The organism is Streptomyces sp. NPDC111744, assembly GCF_055634995.1.
Genome location: NZ_JBVKCG010000016.1, coordinates 45,561 through 65,059 on the forward strand (window position 1 = coordinate 45,561; position 19,499 = coordinate 65,059).

A 19,499-nucleotide genomic window follows, 5' to 3' on the forward strand; every position below is an offset into this window, starting at 1 on the left:
ATGCCGACATGTCTCTCATTCCCGGGCATGGTCTGCTGTGGTGGTTCGGCTGCGTTCAGCGTCGTCGTGGTCGACGGCAGATCGTCGGCCTCCGGCCGGGCCGTTCCTGGACGTCGCCACGAACCGCGAGTACATCCACGACCTGCGTACGGCTGCCGGCGAGGCGCTGCGGACGGTCGACCTGAGGGAAGCCGCGGCCGCCGCCAAGGTGCCGGCCGACAACAAGCAGGCGGAACTCAAGGTCTGGATGGACGCGGTCGTCGCCCGCGCGGCCGAGCTGACGCCGTCCTGGGAGACGCGCCTGGCGGGGACCGACATCTTCCTCGCCGACAACCTCAACGCCACCGCGTGGAGCGTCTTCATCGATTGAGATCGTCTGAGATCGGCCGCGAGAGCCGCGAGAGCCGCGAGAGCGAACGACGGGCGCACGAACGTGAAGCGGTCGAGGACGCGCCGGGTCGCCGGGGCGGGCGCTGGGCACCAGCCGCGTGGCCTGCGTGTACGCCTTGCGCCAGGGCGCCGGTCTCGTCGTGGTGCCCAGCGGCCCGCAGCAACCGGGCGATGGCGGCACCGATGCCGGTTCCGCCACCCGTGATGACGACAACATGCGCGTCGGCTCTGGCCGTCGGGGCTCCTCACCAGCAGGGGATCGGGCACCATGATCCTAGGCGGGTCCGCCGGGCAGGTCCGCCGACCGCCACGACTTCAGGCCAAGGGGTTCGGCAACGGCAGATAGCGCGCGTCGGCGCCGTCCGCCCCGGTCCAGCGCAGCAGCAGGTTCGTCTTGCCCGGCAGGGTCGGCGACGCCAGCAGCCCGGCCACCTCCGGAAGCGGATGCCGTACCAGCTCCCGGCGCGCCGCGGGCCATGGATCGAACCCGGGGTGGCGCTCGACGAGCGCGGCGGCGACCTCTATCAGATGGTTGACGACCAGGCAGTACACCAGCCGCTCCCACCCGGCGGCCCGCTCCACGTCGGCCAGCAGCTTGACGCCCTCGGCGTCCCGGTACAGCGCCTGCACCGGCGTACCGTCCACGTCGACGGCGACCAGGGTGTTCTGCAGATGCGCTTCGAGGACGACGCCGTGGTCGGCGAAGGCCGTGAGCGCCGGGGGTACGACCGCGCGCAGGTACGCCTGCCACCAGCCCCCCGGATCCGCCGTCGCGGCCAGAGGGCTGCCCTCAAAGCCCTCCACCAGGCCGGCCGCGAGCAGCGGGGTCGCCCCGTGCGGCAGCGACCCGCGCAGCCCGTCACGGACGACGACCGCGAGTTCCTCGAAGGCGAAGCGGGCGGTGCGGTAGCCGCGGTCGCCGAGCCAGGCCGCAGGCCCGCCCATCGCCGCGAAGGCGGCGGTCACGGCCGAGTCCGTACGGCGTAGTCTCCGCAGGTCGTGCGCCCACAGCCGGCGGATGTCGTTGGTGATCCGGACGTCCAGGCTGAACTTCAGGAAGAGATCGCGCTCCGGCTCGTAGACCGTGCGGATCGCGGCCGTCGGCCAGACCGCGAAGTCCGTCTCCCGCAGCCGTACCAGCCGTCCGTCGGCGAAGGCCGGGGCCAGGGCACGGGCGGCCAGGTCGAGCTGCCAGGGGTGGGCCGGCAGCAGCCGGTAGCCCGGCGGTGCGGCGGCCAGCGCGTCCAGCGCCGACGTGTCGCCCTCCTCGGCCACCTGGTCCGCGCGCACCCCGAGCAGCACCAGCGGGAACCGGGCGTGCGCCTCGGGCGCGTACGGCAACCAGGCGGTGACCGGGCCGCCGCCGCGGGCCTTCGGGGCAGGGTGGTAGGGATGGCCGGTGATGAGGGACTGCTCCGAGCGCAGATACGGGTCGTCGGGCGCCGTCGCCCGGGCGCGTGCCGTGAGCAGCGCGGCGACCGCGTCCCGGCTGTCGATCATCTCGGCCGACAGGTCGCCGTTGGACAGCCCGGTGTGCGCGCGCAGCTCCTCGGCGGCGAGTTTCACCAGCTCGGTATGGCCGATGCGGTGCCAGCGGCCGGCCGCGTACACCTCGGGCGCGGCGGGCCGGCGCGCACCGCGCACCCGCAGCAGCCGACCGCCGCCGGGCAGCCGGTAGACCCGCGGTTTCCCTTGCCCGACCTCCGGGAGCGGCCCGTCCCCGACCTCCGGGAGCGGCTCGGCCACCTCCCGCAGCAGGCAGTTGAGCAGGGGCGCGGCAGCGTACGCGTCGGCGCGTTCTCCGACGGCGTCGCCGGGGGGCATCAGGTCCACGCGATCCATTCGCTCTCTACGTCCACACAGTCCGATCACGATCAGTATGTCTCTTGTCAGCAGCGATGATGACTGCCGTACCCGTCCCGAGGAGCCCTCACGTGCACCGTCCCTCCCCCATCGAGACACAGCTCGCCACGGAGCTGGCCGAGGCGCGGCCGGACCTGGTGTCCGGGTACACGGCCGAGCTGCCCGGTGCGCGGGCGGCGGTGCTGACCCGGCTGTGGCGAGCGCTGGCGCACGAGCCGCTGCCGTGGGTGGCGCGCCGGGTGCGCGGGGCGCACAGCCTGGCCCTGTGGCTGGCCGACGGGCGCGCGCTGCACGGCCCGCGCGCGGATCCGTACGCCACCGACGCGTATGTGACCGCCGTACGTCTGGACGGGGTGTCGTACGACGATCCGGCGCGGTTGATGACCGATCTGGGGTGGCCGCACTCGGCGGGGTTCGCGGCCGAACTGGGACACAGTGCCGCCTCGTTGGCGCTCTCGCGGGCAGACCGGGAGTTTCCTCCGAAGGAGTGGCCCGTGGGGGTCCCCCCGGCCGAAGGTTGGGGGAGGGACTGGCAGTGGGAGCAGCGGGTGGTCGACGGGCATCCCTTCCACCCCAACTGCCGTTCCCGGCCCGGATTCTCGGCGGCGGAGCAGCTCGCGTACGGGCCGGAGCACCGGCCGGTGGTGCGGCTGGAGACGGTTCCGGTGGCGGCCGGGGACTGTCTGCTGACCGGCGACTGGCCGGACGAACTCCGGGACGCCGGGGAGCTGTTGATCCCGGTGCATCCATGGCAGGCCGCCCATGTCCTCAAGGGCGGCCCCGGTGAGCCCTGGCGGACCGCGCACCCTCTCATGTCCCTGCGCACCCTCGCCCTGCCCGGCGGACCGCATGTGAAGACCGCGCTGAGCGCCCGGCTGACCTCGTCCGTCCGGGACATCTCGACGTACTCGATCGACGCGGCCATGACCCTGTCGGCGTTCGCGACGGATCTGGCGTCCCGCACGGACGGGCTCCTGCACATCACCCGCACCCTGGGTGCGGCCACCGCCGACTCCCCCGACCTGGCGGCCGTGTTGCGCGAGTCGCCCGAGGCGTACGCGGTGCCGGGCGAGCGGGTCCTGCCGGTGGCCGCGCTGGCCACCACCGGCCTGCCCGCATCGCCGTCCTGGCTGGCCGAGTTCACCCGGCTCGCCCTGACCGTGGGGCTGCGGCTGCTGGACCTGGGCGTGGCCCTGGAAGCGCACGGCCAGAACCTCCTGGTGGTGCTGTCGGGGACCGGCGCACCGCTGCGGCTGGTCTATCGCGACCTGGCCGACATCCGCCTCAGTCCGGCCCGTCTGACCCGGCACGGCATCACCCCGCCCGAGCTGACGGGACGCCTGGTCACGGACGACGAAACGACGCTGCGCCGCAAGCTGTTCGGCTCCCTGGTCGCGGGCGCCCTGGCGGGCACGGCGGGTTCCGGACCGGCCCTGGCGGCGGCTCTGGAGACGGCCGTACGGGACCTTCCAGCCACCCCCGACCTGACGGCCCTCCTCGAAGGCCCGCTGCCGGCGAAGGCGTTGACGCTGATGCGGCTGTCGCCCGAGGTGCCCGGGGACCAGTGGGCTGCACTGCCGAATCCGCTGGCCGACGGGCGGTGAGCGCTCACCTTCCCGCCCGCCACCCTCCGTTGGCCTGCCGGCCGCCCTCCTTTTGGTGTCCGGACCTCGTTTTGGAACCCGGCCCCTCTGATCAATAGGATCCGCCGATGATCAGAACACAACGGACGGCGGCAGGAGTCTGCGCTCTGCTCGCCGCCCTGGCGGCCGGGATCGCGTTCCCCGGCGGAGCGGTCGCCGACGAGACGGACGAGACGGCCCAGGCCGCTCCCAAGGTGGAGCTCGTGCTGGACGTCAGCGGTTCCATGCGGACGGCGGACATCGACGGCGGGACGCGGATGGCCGCGGCCAAGCAGGCGTTCAACGAGGTGCTGGACGCGACACCCGAAGGGGTCCAGCTCGGCATCCGCACACTGGGCGCCAACTACGCCGGAAACGACAAGAAGATCGGCTGCAAGGACACCGCGCAGCTCTACCCGGTCAGCACACTGGACCGCACCGAGGCGAAGACCGCCGTCGCCACGCTCACGCCGACGGGGTGGACCCCGATCGGCCCCGCGCTGCTCAAGGCGGCCGATGATCTCGACGGCGGTGCCGGGACCCGCCGGATCGTCCTGATCAGCGACGGCGAGGACACCTGCCAGCCGCTGGACCCGTGCGAGGTGGCCCGCGAGATCGCCGCCAAGGGTGTCGGGCTGACCATCGACACGCTCGGACTGGTGCCGGACGCCAAGACCCGGGACCAGCTCAGCTGCATCGCGGACGCGACCGGCGGCACGTATACCTCCGTACAGCACAAGGAGGAACTGACCGACCGGGTGGGGCAGTTGGTGGACCGGGCCGCCGATCCGGTGGTGACGCCGGTGGCCACGGACGGCACCGACCAGTGCTCCTCGGCGCCCGCGCTGAAGTCGGGGCTGTACACGGACCGCGAGGAGTTCGGGCGGCAGCGCTGGTACAAGGTCGACGTCAACCCCGGCCAGGAGCTGCGGGCTTCGGTCAGTGTCGCCGCCGACCGGGCCGTCAACCCGGACTACGGGGTGCTGCTGCGGGCGGTGACCGTGCACGGACGGGAGATCGTGCGCGGCGAGGCGTCGGGCACGGGCCGTACGGATGTCATCTCGACCGGTCTGCGGTACCCGAAGGCCGAGAGCGACGACGGGAGCACCACCCCGGAGACCGTCTGCCTCCAGGTGACCAACTCCTTCTCGGCCGCCTCCGGTGTGAAGACCAGCCCGGGCCTGCCCGTCGAGCTGACGGTCGACGTGGTGGACGGGCCGTCGAAGGCCTCCGACGTCGCCTCCTTCGGCCTCGGCCGCGGCTGGTGGCTGCTCGGGGCGCTGGTACTGACCGGCTTCCTGGCGGGTCTGGTGTGGGGCTGGGTGTCGCGCTGGCGGGTAGCGGTCTGGAGGACCAACTGATGTCGATCACACGTGTGTTGAGCGCCGCCCTGCTGGCGGTGGGACTGGCCGCGGGACCGGCGGCCGCCGACGACGCCTCGCCCTCCCCCAGTGCCTCTTCGGCTGACAGCGGTGCGCGCACCCAGGCGGGCACGTCCTTCCGTACGGCGACCGAGATCGACCAGGGGCAGCAGGCCACCGCCAGCGGATCGACGGGCGACTACCTGTACTGGTCCTTTCCCGCCGACGCCGGCCAGCGGCCCGACGTCAAGGCGACGGTGAAGCTGCCCGACTCGCACGCGGCGCAGACCTGGCAGATCGACGTGTACGACGGTCTTCGGCGCCGCCAGTCCTGCCAGTACGGCGCGCAGACCCGCACGGCCGCGCAGGGCGCCACCTCGGTGGAGCTGGCCTGTGTGACGCGTACCATCCGGGCCTGGTCGGAGCCGTGGGCCAACGACCCGCTGCCCGGCACGTACTACGTCCGGCTGACGGCGGTGGATCTCGGCAACGCGGACCTCGGCCAGCCGGTGAGCGCCGAGGTCCAGGTGGACTCGAAGGACATCGGCGGTTCGGCAGCGGTGGACGGTTCGCTGGCGAAGCCGCTGGTTCCCGGGATCGCGGTCAGTTCCGCGAAGAGCGACGGCGGCACCAAGGCGGCGGTGCTCTCCAGCTTCGGTTCGGACGACGGCTGGTCCTCCGGCTGGTGGACCGACCGTTGGGTGTGGACCGGGATCGGCGGGGTGCTGGCCGCGCTGGCCGGTATCGGCGGGTATGCGCTGACGCGGGGGCCGGGGCGGCCCTACCGGGTGCCGCCGGGCGCCTGATCCCCCGTACCCCGGTGACCGGGCCGCCGTTCGCGGCGGGCCCGGTCGCCGTTTTCAGGCGTCCCGCAGCCCCTTGGCCAGTGCGCCGTCCCCGGTCACCGTCACCCGGCCGGCCCGTACCGCGTCTGCCAGGCTCAACTCCCCCCGGGCCAGGGCGGCGCACGTCCCGGCGTCGAGCACGAGCCGTGCGTCGGGTTCGCGCGGCGCGGGGCCGTCGCCGTACACCGGGCCGTCCTCCGCGCCGGCGTACAGATGGAAGTCCCGCTCCTCCAGCCGGACTTCGACCAGTCCCTCGCCGTCCAGGGACCGCAGCAGCGGAAGCGCGAACCAGTGGGCGCGTACCGCGTCGGTGGGCCGGCGCTCGCCCAGCTCGGCCTCCCCCCAGCTCCCCAGCGCCTGGATCACCGGCAGCAACTCCCGCCCACGCCCGGTGAGTTCGTAGACGTACGCCGCAGCCGGCGGGGGCAGCCGCCGCCGGGTCGTGACCCCGTCCCGTTCCATGTCCTTCAGCCGGGAGGCGAGGACATCCGTGCTGACCCCCGGCAGATCCGCGTGCAGGTCCGTGTAGCGGCGGGGACCGGCGAGCAGCTCCCGGACGATCAGCAGGGTCCAGCGGTCGCCCACGACGTCGAGGGCGCGGGCCGCGGAACAGAACTGGTCGTAGCTTCGGCGAGGTGACATGCGGCGCAGTCTAGACAAGATGTTGGACTTTCCAAGCTGCTACTTGGTAAAACCAAGCAACACGAGTTTCCGGAGGGGCGCATGGAGTTCCGGCAGTCCAACAAGCTCAGCGAGGTCTGTTACGAGATCCGCGGACCGGTGATCGAGCACGCCAACGCGCTGGAGGAGGCGGGCCACAGCGTGCTGCGCCTGAACACGGGCAACCCCGCGCTGTTCGGCTTCGAGGCGCCGGAGGAGATCCTCCAGGACATGATCCGGATGCTCCCTCAGGCACACGGCTACACCGACTCGCGCGGCATCCTCTCCGCCCGCCGGGCCGTGGCCCAGCGCTACCAGGCGCTGGGCCTGGAGGTCGGCGTCGATGACGTCTTCCTCGGCAACGGCGTCTCGGAGCTGGTCTCCATGGCCGTACAGGCGCTGGTGGAGGACGGCGACGAGATCCTGATCCCCGCCCCGGACTTCCCCCTCTGGACGGCGGTGACCACTCTCGCCGGCGGCAAGGCGGTGCACTACCTCTGCGACGAGCAGGCGGACTGGTACCCGGACCTGGCCGACATGGAGTCGAAGATCACGGACCGCACCAAGGCCGTGGTCCTCATCAACCCCAACAACCCCACGGGCGCCGTCTATCCGAAGGAGATCGTCGAGGGCATCCTCGACCTGGCCCGCCGGCACGGTCTGATGGTCTTCGCGGACGAGATCTACGACCAGATCCTGTACGACGACGCCGTCCACCACTCGGCCGCGGCCCTCGCCCCCGACCTGGTCGTCCTCACCTTCTGCGGCCTCTCCAAGACCTACCGGGTGGCGGGCTTCCGCTCGGGCTGGCTGGTGATCACCGGCCCCAGGCAGCACGCCAAGGACTACCTCGAGGGCCTCACCATGCTGGCCTCCATGCGGCTGTGCGCCAACGCGCCCGCCCAGTACGCCATCCAGGCCGCGCTCGGCGGCCGCCAGTCCATCCGCGAACTCGTCTCCCCCGGCGGCCGGTTGCACGAGCAGCGCACGGTGGCCTGGGAGAAGCTCAACGAGATCCCCGGCGTGACCTGCGTCAAGCCCAAGGGTGCCCTCTACGCCTTCCCGCGCATCGACCCCAAGGTCCACCGGATCCACGACGACGAGAAGTTCGTCCTCGACCTGCTCCTCCAGGAGAAGATCCAGGTCGTCCAGGGCACCGGCTTCAACTGGCCCACCCCGGACCACTTCCGCATCCTCACTCTCCCGTACGCGGACGACCTGGAGACGGCGATCGGCCGGATCGGGCGGTTCCTGAGCGGGTATCGGCAGTAGGGGCGTGCCCGGGCTGGGTAACACCTCCCCATGACTCAGCGCCCGCTGCTCCTCCTCGACGTCGACGGACCCCTCAACCCGTTCCGGGCCCGGCTGTTGTGGCATCGCGGGTATGTGACCCGCAGGCTGCGTCCGGCGAACTGGTCCGCCCGCCAGGAAGCCGGCTCCCGCCAACTCCGCCGCGGGCTGAGGGTGCGGCTGCACCCGGAGCACGGGGCGCGGCTGCTCGCACTGCCGTACGAGCTGGCGTGGGCCACCACCTGGATGCATGAGGCCAACGAGATGATCGGTCCGGTCATCGGGCTGCCCGAGCTGCCCGTCATCGAGTGGCCCGAGCTGTTCGCCAAGGATCCGGACGGGCTGTACTGGAAGACGCGGACCGTCGTGGCGTGGGCGGCGGGGCGGCCGTTCGTCTGGGTGGACGACATGATCAGCGATCTCGACGTCCGCCACGTCGCCGGGCATCACGCCGGCCCCGCGTTACTCCTTCCGGTCGACCCGCGCCACGGACTACGGGCGCGTGAGTTCGCCGAACTGGAACGCTGGGCTTCTAGCCTCTGACGTATGGCTGATGTCCTTCTCGTCCGGCACGGTGAGACCGAGTGGTCGCGGTCCGGACGGCATACCGGGTGGACCGACGTGCCCCTCACCGAGCACGGTGGGGAGGAGGCGCGGCGGCTGGTGCCGTTGATCCGCTCGCATCGCATCGGCGCCGCCTTCGTCAGCCCGCTCCAACGGGCCCGGGAGACCGCCGAGCTGATCGGCGTACCCGACGCCCGGGTCGACGCCGACCTGCGGGAATGGGACTACGGCGGCTACGAGGGCGTGACCACGGCGGAGATCCAGCGCACCCGGCCCGGCTGGTTCCTCTTCACCGACGGGGTCGCACCCGGTCCGCCGGAGCACCCCGGGGAGACCCCGGAGCAGGTCGGGGAGCGGGCCGACCGGATGCTGTCCAAGGTCGACGCGGCCCTCGCCAACACGGAGGGGATCGTGCTGCTGGTCGCCCACGGCCACTTCCTGCGCGTCCTGACCGCCCGCCGCCTCGGCCTGCCACCGTCCAACGGCGCTCTCTTCCAGCTGGCGACCGGCACCCTGTGCCGCCTGAGCACGGAGCACGCGCGGCCGGTGATCGCGGGCTGGAACATCCGCCCGTGCGAGCCGAGCCGCTAACGGCGATCGGCGGCTGGTGACGTTCGTCCGGTCGAGTGTCAGTGCGCGGTCGTAGCCTTCGAAGCACGGATCGGTACGCGCCCGTACGGATCGACGCAGGAGAGGAGCACGCCGTGACCCGACCGCCCACCGCCGCGCAGCGGCGGGTCATCGATGGCGCTGATCCGGTCAGCGGGCGGCTGCGGGGTACGGAGGCTCAGTTGGCGGCGCTGGTGAAACAGGGGCTTGCCTTTCGGCATCCGCGGCCGCCGCACGATCACTTTCTGACGCCGGCGGGGCATCGGATACGGGAGGCCGCTCCGCAGCCGCAGCCGCAGGCGGTGGCCGCGGCCGGGCCGGACGGCGTGTTCGCCGCGCGGGTCGGCGGTGAGGAGGCCGTCGATGACGGGGCCGCCCGCGTGCGGGAAGTGCACAGTGCCTGGCAGGGGCTCCTGGAGCTGCGCCGGATGACCAATCCCGACGGAGCCACGGACCGGCCCTGCGGCTGGGAGCGTGCGCATCTGGTGCGGGCCGCCGCCCTCGCCCTGGAGGCGGCCGGGCACCCGCCCGAGGGACCCGCGACCGCCGGCTACCGGGTGCGGGCCACTCCACAGCCCGAGGCGGTCGCCGTGTACGCGCCGGAGGGCGAGCCCCTGCGGGCCTGCGCGGCAACCCTGGAGCGGGCGGGATGGCAGACCGGCGAGTACACGGAGCCGCGGACTCGAACGCGCTATCTGCTGGCATCGCCGCGCCGGGTGTGACGGGCGTGCCAGGATGCCGGCAAAGGATCAGTGCGTCGTACACGAGACGGCGTACACGAGAAGGGGAAGTCGTGAGCGAACCGTATTCCGTCCGCGTCACGGTCCGTGGCTACGAGACCGATGTGCAGGGCCATCTGAACCAGGCGGTGTACCTCAACTACGCCGAGCACGCCCGCTGGTCGCTGCTCCAGGCCGCCGGGATCACCCAGGCCCGGCTGGTCGGGCGGGGCGTGGGCCCGGTGGCGCTGGAGACGACCATACGGTACCGGCGGGAGCTGCTCGCCGGTGACGAGGTCGATGTGACCTGTGGGTTCGAGTGGAGCGGGGGCAAGACGTTCCGGATGCTCCAGTCGATAACCAGGGCGGACGGCACACTGGCCGCCGAGGTGGACGCGGTCGGCGGGCTGCTGGACCTCAAGGCCCGGCGACTGGTCGCTGATCCGGGCGAGGTGTTCAAGGAGCTCACCTCGGCCCCGGACCTGTTCGGCTTCTGAGAGGCCAACGCCGCCTACACGTCGAGCAGTTCGGGCCGGTGCTCGGCGTCGTAGGCCGCCCGCGCCTGCGCGATGTAGCCGCGGTTGCGCTCGGCCCAGTCGGTCAGCCGCTGCAGCGTCTCGTGCAGTTCCAGGGCCACCGGGGTGAGTCCGTACTCCACCTTCGGAGGCACGGTCGGATACACGGTGCGGGTCACCAGGCCGTCGCGCTCCAGGTTGCGCAGGGTGAGGGTCAGCATCCGGCGGCTGATGCCCTCGATGCCGCGCTCCAGTTCGGTGAAGCGGATGGGGCCGTGCGAGGCCGCGACCAGGATCTGGACGCTCCATTTGCCGGCGACCCTGTCAAGAACCTCGCGGACCGGGCAGGTGCCCGCGTTCACGACCTGGACGGTTACACCGGTGTTCCTCTGGGACATCGAGCTGCCTCCTTACGTCTCCCCCCATGGTCACTCACCATGAACTCCGTTACAAGTCATGCACCTTGCACACGATCGGTTCCTGTTCATCTGCCTGGTGAGTTTCTACGGCGATTGCGGAGGCCTGAGGCCATGTCGACCACGACCGGAAGACCGACTCCGACACCGGCGGCCCCGGTGGCACTCCCCCGAACATACCCCCGTTGGGCGTCCCTCGCCGTTCTGTGCGCGGGGACCCTGATGACCGTCCTCGACGGCAACATCGTCACGGTGGCGATGCCGGCCATCCAGCGCGACCTGGGTTTCAGCGGTCCCGGGCTGGCCTGGGTCGTCAACGCGTATCTGATCCCGTTCGGCGGGCTGCTCCTGCTGGCGGGGCGTCTCGGCGACCTGCTGGGCCGCAAGCGGATGTTCACGACGGGCCTTGCGCTGTTCACGGTCGCCTCCTTGCTGTGCGCGGTGGCGACCGGGCAGGGGGTGCTGATCGCGGCGCGGGCGATGCAGGGCGTGGGCGGGGCGATGACCTCCGCGGTGGTGCTCGGCATGCTGGTCGCCCTCTACCCGGAGGCGCGTGAACAGGGCCGGGCCATCGCGGTGTTCAGCGCGGTCGGCGCCGGGGGCGGGGCGCTCGGCACCTTCCTGGGCGGGTCGCTCACCCAGGCGCTGAGCTGGCACTGGATCTTCCTGATCAACCTGCCGACGGGGCTGGCCGCCTGGTTCGCGGCCACCCGGATCCTCGCCCCGGAGCGGGGCGCCGGCCTGCGCCAGGGCGCCGACTTCCCGGGCGCCGCCCTGGTCACCGGCGCCCTGATGCTCACGGTCTACGTCATCGTCGGCGCCGGGGACCGCGGCCCGCTGGCCACCCTCCTCCTGACGGCCCTGGCGGTCGCCCTGTTGGCGGCGTTCACCCGCCGTCAGGCACGCGCCCGACGCCCGTTGCTGCGTCTGCGGCTGCTGCGCTCCCGGCTGCTCGCCGGCGCCAACGCCGTACAGGTGCTGATGATCGCGACGATGTTCGGCTTCCAGTTCCTCGGTGCGCTGTACCTCCAACGCGTCCTTGGCTATGGCGAGTTGGCGACCGGCACCGCCTTTCTGCCGGCTCCCGTCACGATCGGGCTGCTGATGCTGGGGCTGTCCGCGCGGACGATCGCCCGCTACGGCGCGTACCGCGTCCTGCTCTGCGGTCTGGTGCTGATCACCGCCGGGATGGCCCTGTTGACCCGGGTGCCGGTCAGCGCCTCCTACGCCGTCGACGTGCTGCCGCCGCTGCTGCTGCTCGCCGCGGGGTTCGCCGCGGCGATGCCGGCTCTGACCGGGCTCGCGATGTCAGGGGCGCACGAGGAGGACGCGGGCCTGGCGTCCGGGCTGTTCAACACCACGCAGGTGGTGGGCGGTTCGCTGGGTCTCGCGGTACTGAGCACCCTGGCGGCTAGCCGCACCGGCGGACTCCTCGACCGGGGTGCGGAGTTGATCCCCGCCACGGCGGAGGGATACCGGCTGGCGTTCCGGGCGGCCACCGGGATCGCGCTGGCCGCCCTGATGCTGGCGGCGGCGGTACTGCGGCCGCGGAACCGGTGAGCCGGCGCCGCGGCGGTACCGGAGGGCCGGCGCCGCGGCCGCCGCGGTCGCTGGGCGCAGTGCGCCTCAGCTCGCCTCGAAGAGGTCCTTGTTGTCCTCGGCCCAGGTGCGGAAGGTCCGGGCCGGGCGGCCCAGCACCTCGGTCAGGTCCTTGGTGATCAGCGCGTTACCTCCGGCGCGGACGAACGCCAGGCCGGTCAGGGTGTCTTCCGCCCGGGTCCCGTCCATGCCCCAGGCGGTGCGCAGGAAGTCGCGGGTCTCGTCCGGGGACAGGTCCCGGGTCGGGACCGGGCGGCCGAGGACCTCGGCGAGCACGGCGGCCTGGCCGGGCACGGTGATCGCCTCGGGACCGGTCAGGACGTACCTCTGCCCGGCGTGCCCGGCGTCCAGCAGGGCCCGCACCGCCACCTCGGCGATGTCGCGCGGGTCGATCACGCCCGAGGCGCCGTCCCCGGTCATGTTGGGCACCGGCTGGTCCGCCCGGAGCGCTTCCCTCCAGGTCAGCGTGTTGGAGGCGAACGACGACGGCTGGAGCACCGTCCAGGCGAGCCCGCTGTCCCGCACCGCCCGCTCGCCGTCGACGTGCCACTGCGCGGAGGGGCCGGAAGCCGAGTGGCCGGTGAAGACGGCGGAGAGCTTCACCAGCCGTTCGACGCCCGCGGTCCGCGCCGCGGCGACCAGCGCCGCGTCCTCTCCCGCGTCGGGGCCGGGCGGCCTGAGCAGGAACGCGGCCGTCGCACCGGCCAGCGCGGCGTCCAGGGAGGCGGGGTCGCCGTAGTCCCCGCGCACCACCTCCACCCCGGCGGGCACCCGCGCCTTCGCCGGGTCCCGGGTGAGCGCGCGCACCTTCGTACCGCGCTCGGCCAACTGTCGTACGACGTCACTACCGATGGTGCCCGTGGCACCCGTCACCAGAATCATGTGGTCCACGGTGGGCGTGCCCGGGCGGCCGGCTCTTGGAAATTCCGGCACGGCCGGTCCGCCCGGACGGTGGCGCGGGTCGCTTACCGTGGAAGCGTGCCGATGACCATCGCCCAGTCGCTTCCGGCCCCGCCCGAGGGGCTGCGTCCGTGGATCGCCGAGGTGCGGACCATGTCCTTCGCCGAGCCGCCCGAGGGGACGTTCGTCCAGTTGCCGGACGCGGTGACCAAGGTCGTGCTGCGGGTGACGGGGGACGGCCGGCGTGACGTCCTGGCCATCGGGCCGCGGGTGCGGGCGACCTACCACGCGGGCAAGTCTCATATCACGTGTGTCGAGTTGCGCCTGGCTCCGGGAACCGCCCGGCCCCTGCTGGGTGTTCCGGCCGCGGGGCTGGTCGGCCGGGTGGTGCCGCTGGACGACCTGCCGGGCGGGGCGGCCCGCCGGTTCGCGCGTGAGACGCGGTGGCTGGACCCGCGGGAGGCGCTGCCACGTATCACCGAGATACTGCCCGGGATGCTGTCGGAGCTGTTGGATCCGGCCCGGACGGCGCTGCTGCGGGCGGGCGTCGAGGCGTTGTCGGTGCGGCTGGACCGGGCGCCCGCCCAGGTGCGGGAAGTGGCCCGGGAACTGGCCGTCAGCGAACGCCAGTTGCGCAACCTGTTTACCGACGGTATCGGTGTCTCCCCGAAGCACTACGCCCGTATCGACCGCGTCCGCACGCTCGCCGCCCGGGCGGGCAGCGCGGGCTGGTCCGAACTGGCCGCTGCTACCGGCTACTTCGACCAGTCGCACATGACGACCGACTTCCGCGCCCTGATGGGCGTCCCGCCCCGCTCGTACATGACCGGCCGGCTCCCCGCGCTCAGCCCCTGCCAGGCGATCCGGGCCGCCGGCTGAATTCGGCTGCGCGGCGGTCGCCGGCCCGCAGGACCAGGAGGCCGCCCACAGTGACGTCAGCCGGGTGGAGACCGCCCAGCGGGTGTTCCTCCAGGGGCGGCCCCGCCTTGGGCACCCCGCTCGAGTGCAAGGTGCAGGGAGACGGTTACGAGATCGACTGAGGCGACCCGAGGGGCACGGCCCCCGGGGCCTCAGGGACTTCGGCGGCTTCGGAGGCCGTGCCCTTCGCTTCGGTGCGCCGCCGGCCCAGGTGGTTGAAGACGAGGTTGAGCAGTACGGCCGCCACACAGCCCGTCGAGATGCCCGAGTCCAGGACGATCCGGGCGGTCTCCGGGAAGGCGTGGTAGAAGTCCGGCGCGGTGATCGGGACGATGCCGACGGCGAGGGACACGGCGACGATCAGGACGTTCTCGTCCTTCTCCAGGCCGGCCCTGACCAGGGTCTGGATGCCGCTGGCCGCAACCGAGCCGAAGAGAACCACGCCCGCTCCGCCCAGCACCGGGCGGGGTACGACGGCGATCAGCGAGGCGGCCGTCGGGCACAGGCCCATCAGCACCAGGAAGCCGCCGCCGACGGCGACCACGAACCGGCTGCGGATCCGGGTCATCGCGACCAGGCCGATGTTCTGGGCGAAGGCGCTGCACATGAACCCGTTGAAGAGCGGGCTGATCGCCGAGCCGAGGGTGTCGGCGCGCAGCCCGGCCGCGATCGTCCGTTCGTCGGCGGGGCGTTCGACGATCTCGCCCAGCGCCAGCATGTCCGCGGTCGACTCGGTCATCGAGACCACCATCACCACGCACATGGAGAGGATCGCGGCGATGTGGAACTGCGGGGCGCCGAAGTGGAAGGGGGCCGGGAAGCCGATGACGTCCGCGTCCGCGACCGGGCCGAAGTCCGTGACGCCGAAGGGCAGGGCGATGACCGTGCCGGCGACCAGGCCGATCAGCACGGCGATCTGTTTGACGAAGCCCCGGGTGAACCGGCGCAGGAGCAGCACCGTGAGGAGGGTTGCGGCGGCCAGGCCCAGGTACTTGGCCGAACCGTAGTCGTGCGCCGCCGGGTCGGGGCCCTGCGCCCAGCCGAAGGCCACCGGGAGCAGTGAGACGCCGATGAGGGTGATGACCGTACCGGTGACGACGGGCGGGAAGAAGCGGACCGCCTTGCTGAAGAAGGGGGCGGCGAGGAAGCCGAGGAGGCCGGCGACGATCACCGCGCCGAAGATGACCGGCAGGGCGTCGGACCTGTCGTGGGTGGAGGCGGCGATCGCGGTCATCGGGGCGACCCCGGCGAAGGTGACGCCGTTGACGAAGGGCAGCCGGGCGCCGATCTTCCAGACGCCGAGGGTCTGGAGGATGGTGGCGAGGCCCGCAGTGAAGAGGCAGGCGCCGGTGAGGAAGGTCAGTTCGGTGCCGGACAGGCCGATGGCCGCGCCGACGATCAGGGGCGGGGCGACGACTCCGGCGTACATGGCGGCCACGTGCTGAAGGCCCGTGGTGGCCATTTTCAGGGGCGGGAGTTTCTCGTCGACAGGGTGCGAGGACACGGCGGCTCTCCTCCGGTCGGGTACGCGTCGGCTCTGACGCGGGTTTCAGGGAGGTGGTGCGTGTTGGTCATGGGGGCACCTCCCGCTCGAGCGAAGCCGAGAGTGGGGGAGGGACCGAGGGGACGGGGTGACCGTTCCTGGGCGCGCGCGAGGAAGCACGCGCCCAGGAGACGGCCGCCATGGACCCCACTCGGGTCCACGGCTGCCGGCCGGGAGCCGTCCCTCCCAGCCGGAGCTCAGATGCCGTACCTCAAATTCCGTACGGGAAGCGGAAGTTACTGTGCGGCAATGTGCGCCAGCCGCTGGGCCTCGGCCCGCGTGGAGCGGGCGATCGCGTCCTCGTCGACGTGCAGGAGGCGGTTGTCCTCGACGATCTGACGGCCGTTCACGAAGGAGGCCGTGACCGGGGCCGCCGCGCCGAAGACCAGGGCGGTCACCGGGTCGGCGATGGAGGCGTGGGCGAGGGTGTCCAGCTTCCAGAGCACCAGGTCGGCGAGCTTGCCGGGCTCCAGGGAGCCGATCTGGCTTGCGCGGCCCAGGACCTGGGCGCCGCCGTAGGTGCCCAGGCGCAGCGCCTGGCGGGCGTTGAGAGCGGCCTCCCGGTGTGCGCCGAGGCGGTTGATCAGCAGCGCGTTGCGCAGCTCGGTGTGGAGTTCGCCGGACTCGTTGGACGCCGTGCCGTCGACGCCGAGGCCGACCGGTACGCCGGCGGCGAGCATGTCGGGGACGCGGGCGATGCCGGCCGCGAGGCGGGCGTTGGACGAGGGGCAGTGGGCGACGCCGGTCTTGGTGCGGGCGAAGGCGGCGATGTCGGAGTCGTTCATGTGGACGCAGTGCGCCATCCACACGTCCTCGCCGAGCCAGCCGGTGGACTCGAAGTAGTCGGTGGGCCCCATGCCGAACAGTTCCTTGCAGAACTGCTCCTCCTCGACGGTCTCCGAGCCGTGGGTGTGCAGGCGTACTCCGAGGCGGCGGGCCAGCTCGGCACCTTGACGCAGGAGTTCGGTGGAGACGGAGAACGGCGAGCAGGGGGCGACGGCCACCTGGGTCATCGCGTCGAAGGAGGGGTCGTGGTGCTCCTTGACGGTCGCCTCGGTGGCGGCGAGGGCGCCTTCGAGGGTCTCGACGGCGAAGTCCGGGGGCAGTCCGCCGTCCTTCTCGCTGCGGTCCATGGAGCCGCGGGCGAGGGTGAAGCGGACGCCCGTCTCACGGACCGCGCGGATGATCGCGCCGGAGAGGTCGCCGGAGTCCTTCGGGTAGACGTAGTGGTGGTCCATGGCCGTGGTGACACCGCCGCGGGCCATCATCGCGAGCGAGCCCTGGGCGGCCGCGTACACCATCGGCTCGTCGATGCGCGCCCAGGTCGGGTACAGGGCGACCAGCCAGTTGAAGAGGTTGTGGTCGGTTGCCAGGCCCCGGGTGATCCACTGGTAGTAGTGGTGGTGGGTGTTGACCAGGCCGGGGGTCACCAGGTGGCCGGTGGCGTCGATACGGCGTACGACGTTCTCCAGGCCCTCGGGGGCGTTGCCCGCGCCGAGCGACTCGATGCGGTTGCCGGCGATGACGACGTACCCGTGGGTGTACTCGGTGTCGTGGACGTCGACGGTCGCGATCGAACAGTTCTCGATGACGGTGCGCTGGTCTGCTGCCATGATTCGTCCTTTTCGCTCAGTGGACTTGTGGTGAGGGCACGGCAGGACCCCGGGGATTTGAGTACCGCGGCCGGATCGCAGGGCGTCACCGGCCGCGGGTGCCGAGAATGTGGAGAGGATCAGAGGTTGGTGAGGTCCACCGGGATCTTCGCCTCGCAGCCGTCCCGGAGGACGGTCGCCTCGATCAGGCCGTAGGGCCGGTCGGCGGCGTAGTACACCTCGTTGTCGTTCTTGAGTCCGAACGGCTCCAGGTCGACGAGGAAGTGGTGCTTGTTGGGCAGCGAGAAGCGGACCTCGTCGATCTCGCCGCGGTTGTTGATGATGCGCGAGCCCATCTGGTACAGCGTCTGCTGGAGCGAGAGGGAGTACGTCTCGGCGAAGGCCTGGAGCATGTGCTTCCTGGTCTGCTCGTAGGACTTCTCCCAGTGGGGCATCTTCTGCTCGTCGTCGGTCCAGTTGAACCGCCAGCGGGCCGAGACCTGGGTGGCCAGGATCCGGTCGTAGGCCTCGGGGAGCGTCGTGTACTTGTCCTTGACGTAGCCCCAGAACTCGGAGTTGGTCGAGTTCATCACGACGAGGTCCTTGAGGCCGGAGACGACCTCCCACGACGAGCCGTCGTAGGTGATCTGGGTCAGCCGGGTCTCCTGGCCTTTCCTGACGAAGGAGTGCTTGACCTCGTCCGCGCCGATGAACCTGGAGTTGGCGTCGGAGGCCTCGATGCGCTCCCAGCCGTACTCCTCGATCCGGATCCGGGCCGTCTTGATCGGCTCCTGGCTGGTCACGAAGTGCCGGGCCAGATGGATGCCGAACTGCTCGGCCGACTCGATGCCGTGCTCCTTGGCGAACGCGAACACCGTGTTCTTGGTGGTGTCGGTCGGCAGCACGTTGGCGTTGGAGCCGGAGTAGTGGACCTCGTCCATGTCGCCGGAGAGGGCGACCGACACGTTCAGGTCCTTGATGTGGTGGGTGGCACCGTCCCGCGTGATCTTTACGACCCGGTTCTCGGCCTTGCCGTACTGGTTCTGTCCCAGGATGGTGGGCATTTAGCTAGCTCCCTCGGTAAACGGAGTAGCCGAACGGGTTGAGCAGCAGCGGTACGTGATAGTGCTCTCCGGGTACGACGGCGAAAGTGATCGCCACCTCCGGGAAAAACGCACCGCTGTCCCGATTCGCGGGGGCGTCCTGCTGCGCATCGGCTTGCTTCTTCTCGAAATACGGCTCCACGGCGAAGTCGAGCCGTACGTGTGTGGTGCCCTCCGGCAGCGCCGGGAGGTCCTTGCACCGGCCGTCCGCGTCGGTCGCGCTGCCGCCGAGCGGCTGCCAGTTGGCGTCACGGCCCTGGCGGGCGGACAACTGGACGGCGACGCCCTCGGCGGGGCGGCCGAGCGAGGTGTCCAGGATGTGGGTGGACACGGAGGCGGTGGTGCTGGTGCTCATGCTGTCAGGCGTCCTCTTCGACGAGTCGGGCGAGCCGGATGCGGTTGATCTTGCCCAGTTCGGTGCGGACGATCTCCCGCTCCTGCTCGGGCGCGTTGCCGATCCTCTCCTTGACCGCGTCGCGCATCTCCTCGCCGCTGCGGCCGGTGGCACAGATCAGGAAGACATGGCCGAACCTCTCCTGGTACGCCAGGTTGAGTTCGAGCATCTCCGCCTTGAGGCCTTCGGCGGCGCCGGCCATGCCGGACTGCTCGCGGGCCGAGGTCGGGTCGCCCGGCTTGGGGCGGCCGATCGGCGGGTGTCCGGCCATGGCCTCCGCCAGGTCCGCCGGGCTCAACTCGGCCATGGCGGTGTCGCTGGCGGAGTAGAGGGCCTCGGGGGTGGCGTAGGGGCGGGCGGCGAGCAGGCGCCGGGCCCAGGCGGTGGAGGCACACGCCTCGTGGAGGGCGGCGAAGGCCGCGTGCTCCTCCAGAACATTGAACCGGGCCAGACCCGGGGGCGTGGGAGTCGACGTCACGGGAGCCTCCGTGGCCGTAAGCGGCCTTCGTGCTGAACGGGCTGCCGTTAGCTAACGCCCTCCGGAACGCGAGGTCAACACTTTGTTGAAAATTCCGCGTAACAACCCCCGCCCGGAG

Annotated in this window: 20 protein-coding genes; 11 read left to right on the forward strand and 9 right to left on the reverse strand. The window is 71.6% G+C overall.

Translation table 11 applies throughout. The features are described from left to right. The first annotated feature begins 40 nt into the window (after window positions 1-40). Complete coding sequence (locus tag ACZ7OO_RS30060; RefSeq protein WP_471509458.1) at window positions 41-370, forward strand: hypothetical protein; 330 nt, start codon at window positions 41-43, stop codon at window positions 368-370. Between the two features lie 335 nt (window positions 371-705). Here ACZ7OO_RS30060 and ACZ7OO_RS30065 read toward each other — a convergent pair whose 3' ends face one another. Beyond that, window positions 706-2,232: an IucA/IucC family protein gene (locus tag ACZ7OO_RS30065; RefSeq protein WP_471509460.1), complete on the reverse strand. Its 1,527-nt coding sequence runs from the start codon at window positions 2,230-2,232 to the stop codon at window positions 706-708. Window positions 2,233-2,324: 92 nt separating this feature from the next. On the opposite strand from ACZ7OO_RS30065, the gene ACZ7OO_RS30070 reads away from it, so the two are divergent. The 3 genes from ACZ7OO_RS30070 to ACZ7OO_RS30080 all read left to right on the forward strand — a co-directional run bounded on the left by ACZ7OO_RS30070 (window position 2,325) and on the right by ACZ7OO_RS30080 (window position 6,042). Beyond that, entirely contained in the window at window positions 2,325-3,857 is a 1,533-nt protein-coding gene (locus ACZ7OO_RS30070) for an IucA/IucC family protein (RefSeq protein WP_471509462.1), read from the forward strand. Window positions 3,858-3,964: 107 nt separating this feature from the next. After that, window positions 3,965-5,236 carry a VWA domain-containing protein gene (locus ACZ7OO_RS30075; protein ID WP_471509464.1) on the forward strand — a complete coding sequence of 424 codons (1,272 nt, stop codon included), beginning with the start codon at window positions 3,965-3,967 and terminating at the stop codon, window positions 5,234-5,236. Beyond that, on the forward strand, window positions 5,236-6,042 hold the full coding sequence (locus ACZ7OO_RS30080) for a hypothetical protein (protein WP_471509466.1): 807 nt from the start codon (window positions 5,236-5,238) through the stop codon (window positions 6,040-6,042). Before ACZ7OO_RS30075 ends, ACZ7OO_RS30080 begins: the two co-directional genes overlap by 1 nt. Before the next feature lie 54 nt (window positions 6,043-6,096). Here ACZ7OO_RS30080 and ACZ7OO_RS30085 read toward each other — a convergent pair whose 3' ends face one another. Continuing rightward, entirely contained in the window at window positions 6,097-6,723 is a 627-nt protein-coding gene (locus ACZ7OO_RS30085; protein ID WP_471509468.1) for a winged helix-turn-helix transcriptional regulator, read from the reverse strand. An 81-nt stretch (window positions 6,724-6,804) separates the two neighbouring features. On the opposite strand from ACZ7OO_RS30085, the gene ACZ7OO_RS30090 reads away from it, so the two are divergent. From ACZ7OO_RS30090 to ACZ7OO_RS30110, 5 genes are all read left to right on the forward strand, one after another. Beyond that, window positions 6,805-8,013, forward strand: coding sequence for a pyridoxal phosphate-dependent aminotransferase (locus ACZ7OO_RS30090; protein ID WP_471509470.1), 1,209 nt, complete (start codon window positions 6,805-6,807; stop codon window positions 8,011-8,013). A gap of 30 nt (window positions 8,014-8,043) precedes the next feature. Next, complete coding sequence (locus tag ACZ7OO_RS30095) at window positions 8,044-8,574, forward strand: HAD domain-containing protein (RefSeq protein WP_471509472.1); 531 nt, start codon at window positions 8,044-8,046, stop codon at window positions 8,572-8,574. A gap of 3 nt (window positions 8,575-8,577) precedes the next feature. Further along, window positions 8,578-9,186 (forward strand): histidine phosphatase family protein, encoded by a 609-nt coding sequence (locus ACZ7OO_RS30100; RefSeq protein ID WP_471509474.1) that lies wholly within the window; start codon window positions 8,578-8,580, stop codon window positions 9,184-9,186. 113 nt (window positions 9,187-9,299) lie between these two features. After that, complete coding sequence (locus ACZ7OO_RS30105; RefSeq protein WP_471509476.1) at window positions 9,300-9,926, forward strand: hypothetical protein; 627 nt, start codon at window positions 9,300-9,302, stop codon at window positions 9,924-9,926. Window positions 9,927-9,997: 71 nt separating this feature from the next. Continuing rightward, window positions 9,998-10,420: an acyl-CoA thioesterase gene (locus ACZ7OO_RS30110; RefSeq protein ID WP_471509478.1), complete on the forward strand. Its 423-nt coding sequence runs from the start codon at window positions 9,998-10,000 to the stop codon at window positions 10,418-10,420. Window positions 10,421-10,434: 14 nt separating this feature from the next. Here the strand turns inward: ACZ7OO_RS30110 and ACZ7OO_RS30115 are convergent, their stop codons facing one another. Next, window positions 10,435-10,836, reverse strand: coding sequence for a winged helix-turn-helix transcriptional regulator (locus ACZ7OO_RS30115; protein WP_471509480.1), 402 nt, complete (start codon window positions 10,834-10,836; stop codon window positions 10,435-10,437). Window positions 10,837-11,076: 240 nt separating this feature from the next. Between ACZ7OO_RS30115 and ACZ7OO_RS30120 the strand changes: the two genes are divergently transcribed. Next, the gene (locus ACZ7OO_RS30120; protein ID WP_471509482.1) at window positions 11,077-12,414 is read left to right on the forward strand and encodes an MFS transporter; all 1,338 of its coding nucleotides are present in this window, start codon (window positions 11,077-11,079) and stop codon (window positions 12,412-12,414) included. A 66-nt stretch (window positions 12,415-12,480) separates the two neighbouring features. Here the strand turns inward: ACZ7OO_RS30120 and ACZ7OO_RS30125 are convergent, their stop codons facing one another. Then, window positions 12,481-13,344 (reverse strand): NAD(P)H-binding protein, encoded by an 864-nt coding sequence (locus ACZ7OO_RS30125; protein WP_471509484.1) that lies wholly within the window; start codon window positions 13,342-13,344, stop codon window positions 12,481-12,483. Between the two features lie 93 nt (window positions 13,345-13,437). Here ACZ7OO_RS30125 and ACZ7OO_RS30130 point away from each other — a divergent pair, with 93 nt between their 5' ends. Next, the gene (locus ACZ7OO_RS30130; RefSeq protein ID WP_471509764.1) at window positions 13,438-14,232 is read left to right on the forward strand and encodes a helix-turn-helix domain-containing protein; all 795 of its coding nucleotides are present in this window, start codon (window positions 13,438-13,440) and stop codon (window positions 14,230-14,232) included. A 145-nt stretch (window positions 14,233-14,377) separates the two neighbouring features. Here the strand turns inward: ACZ7OO_RS30130 and ACZ7OO_RS30135 are convergent, their stop codons facing one another. The 5 genes from ACZ7OO_RS30135 to uraD form a co-directional block, all read right to left on the reverse strand. After that, on the reverse strand, window positions 14,378-15,775 hold the full coding sequence (locus ACZ7OO_RS30135) for a nucleobase:cation symporter-2 family protein (RefSeq protein ID WP_471509486.1): 1,398 nt from the start codon (window positions 15,773-15,775) through the stop codon (window positions 14,378-14,380). A gap of 275 nt (window positions 15,776-16,050) precedes the next feature. Then, complete coding sequence (locus tag ACZ7OO_RS30140; protein WP_471509488.1) at window positions 16,051-17,427, reverse strand: 8-oxoguanine deaminase; 1,377 nt, start codon at window positions 17,425-17,427, stop codon at window positions 16,051-16,053. Between the two features lie 119 nt (window positions 17,428-17,546). Beyond that, on the reverse strand, window positions 17,547-18,470 hold the full coding sequence (pucL, locus tag ACZ7OO_RS30145; protein ID WP_471509489.1) for a factor-independent urate hydroxylase: 924 nt from the start codon (window positions 18,468-18,470) through the stop codon (window positions 17,547-17,549). Window positions 18,471-18,474: 4 nt separating this feature from the next. After that, complete coding sequence (gene uraH, locus ACZ7OO_RS30150) at window positions 18,475-18,864, reverse strand: hydroxyisourate hydrolase (RefSeq protein ID WP_471509490.1); 390 nt, start codon at window positions 18,862-18,864, stop codon at window positions 18,475-18,477. A gap of 4 nt (window positions 18,865-18,868) precedes the next feature. Next, the gene (gene uraD / locus ACZ7OO_RS30155; protein WP_471509492.1) at window positions 18,869-19,381 is read right to left on the reverse strand and encodes a 2-oxo-4-hydroxy-4-carboxy-5-ureidoimidazoline decarboxylase; all 513 of its coding nucleotides are present in this window, start codon (window positions 19,379-19,381) and stop codon (window positions 18,869-18,871) included. Between the last annotated feature and the right edge of the window lie 118 nt (window positions 19,382-19,499).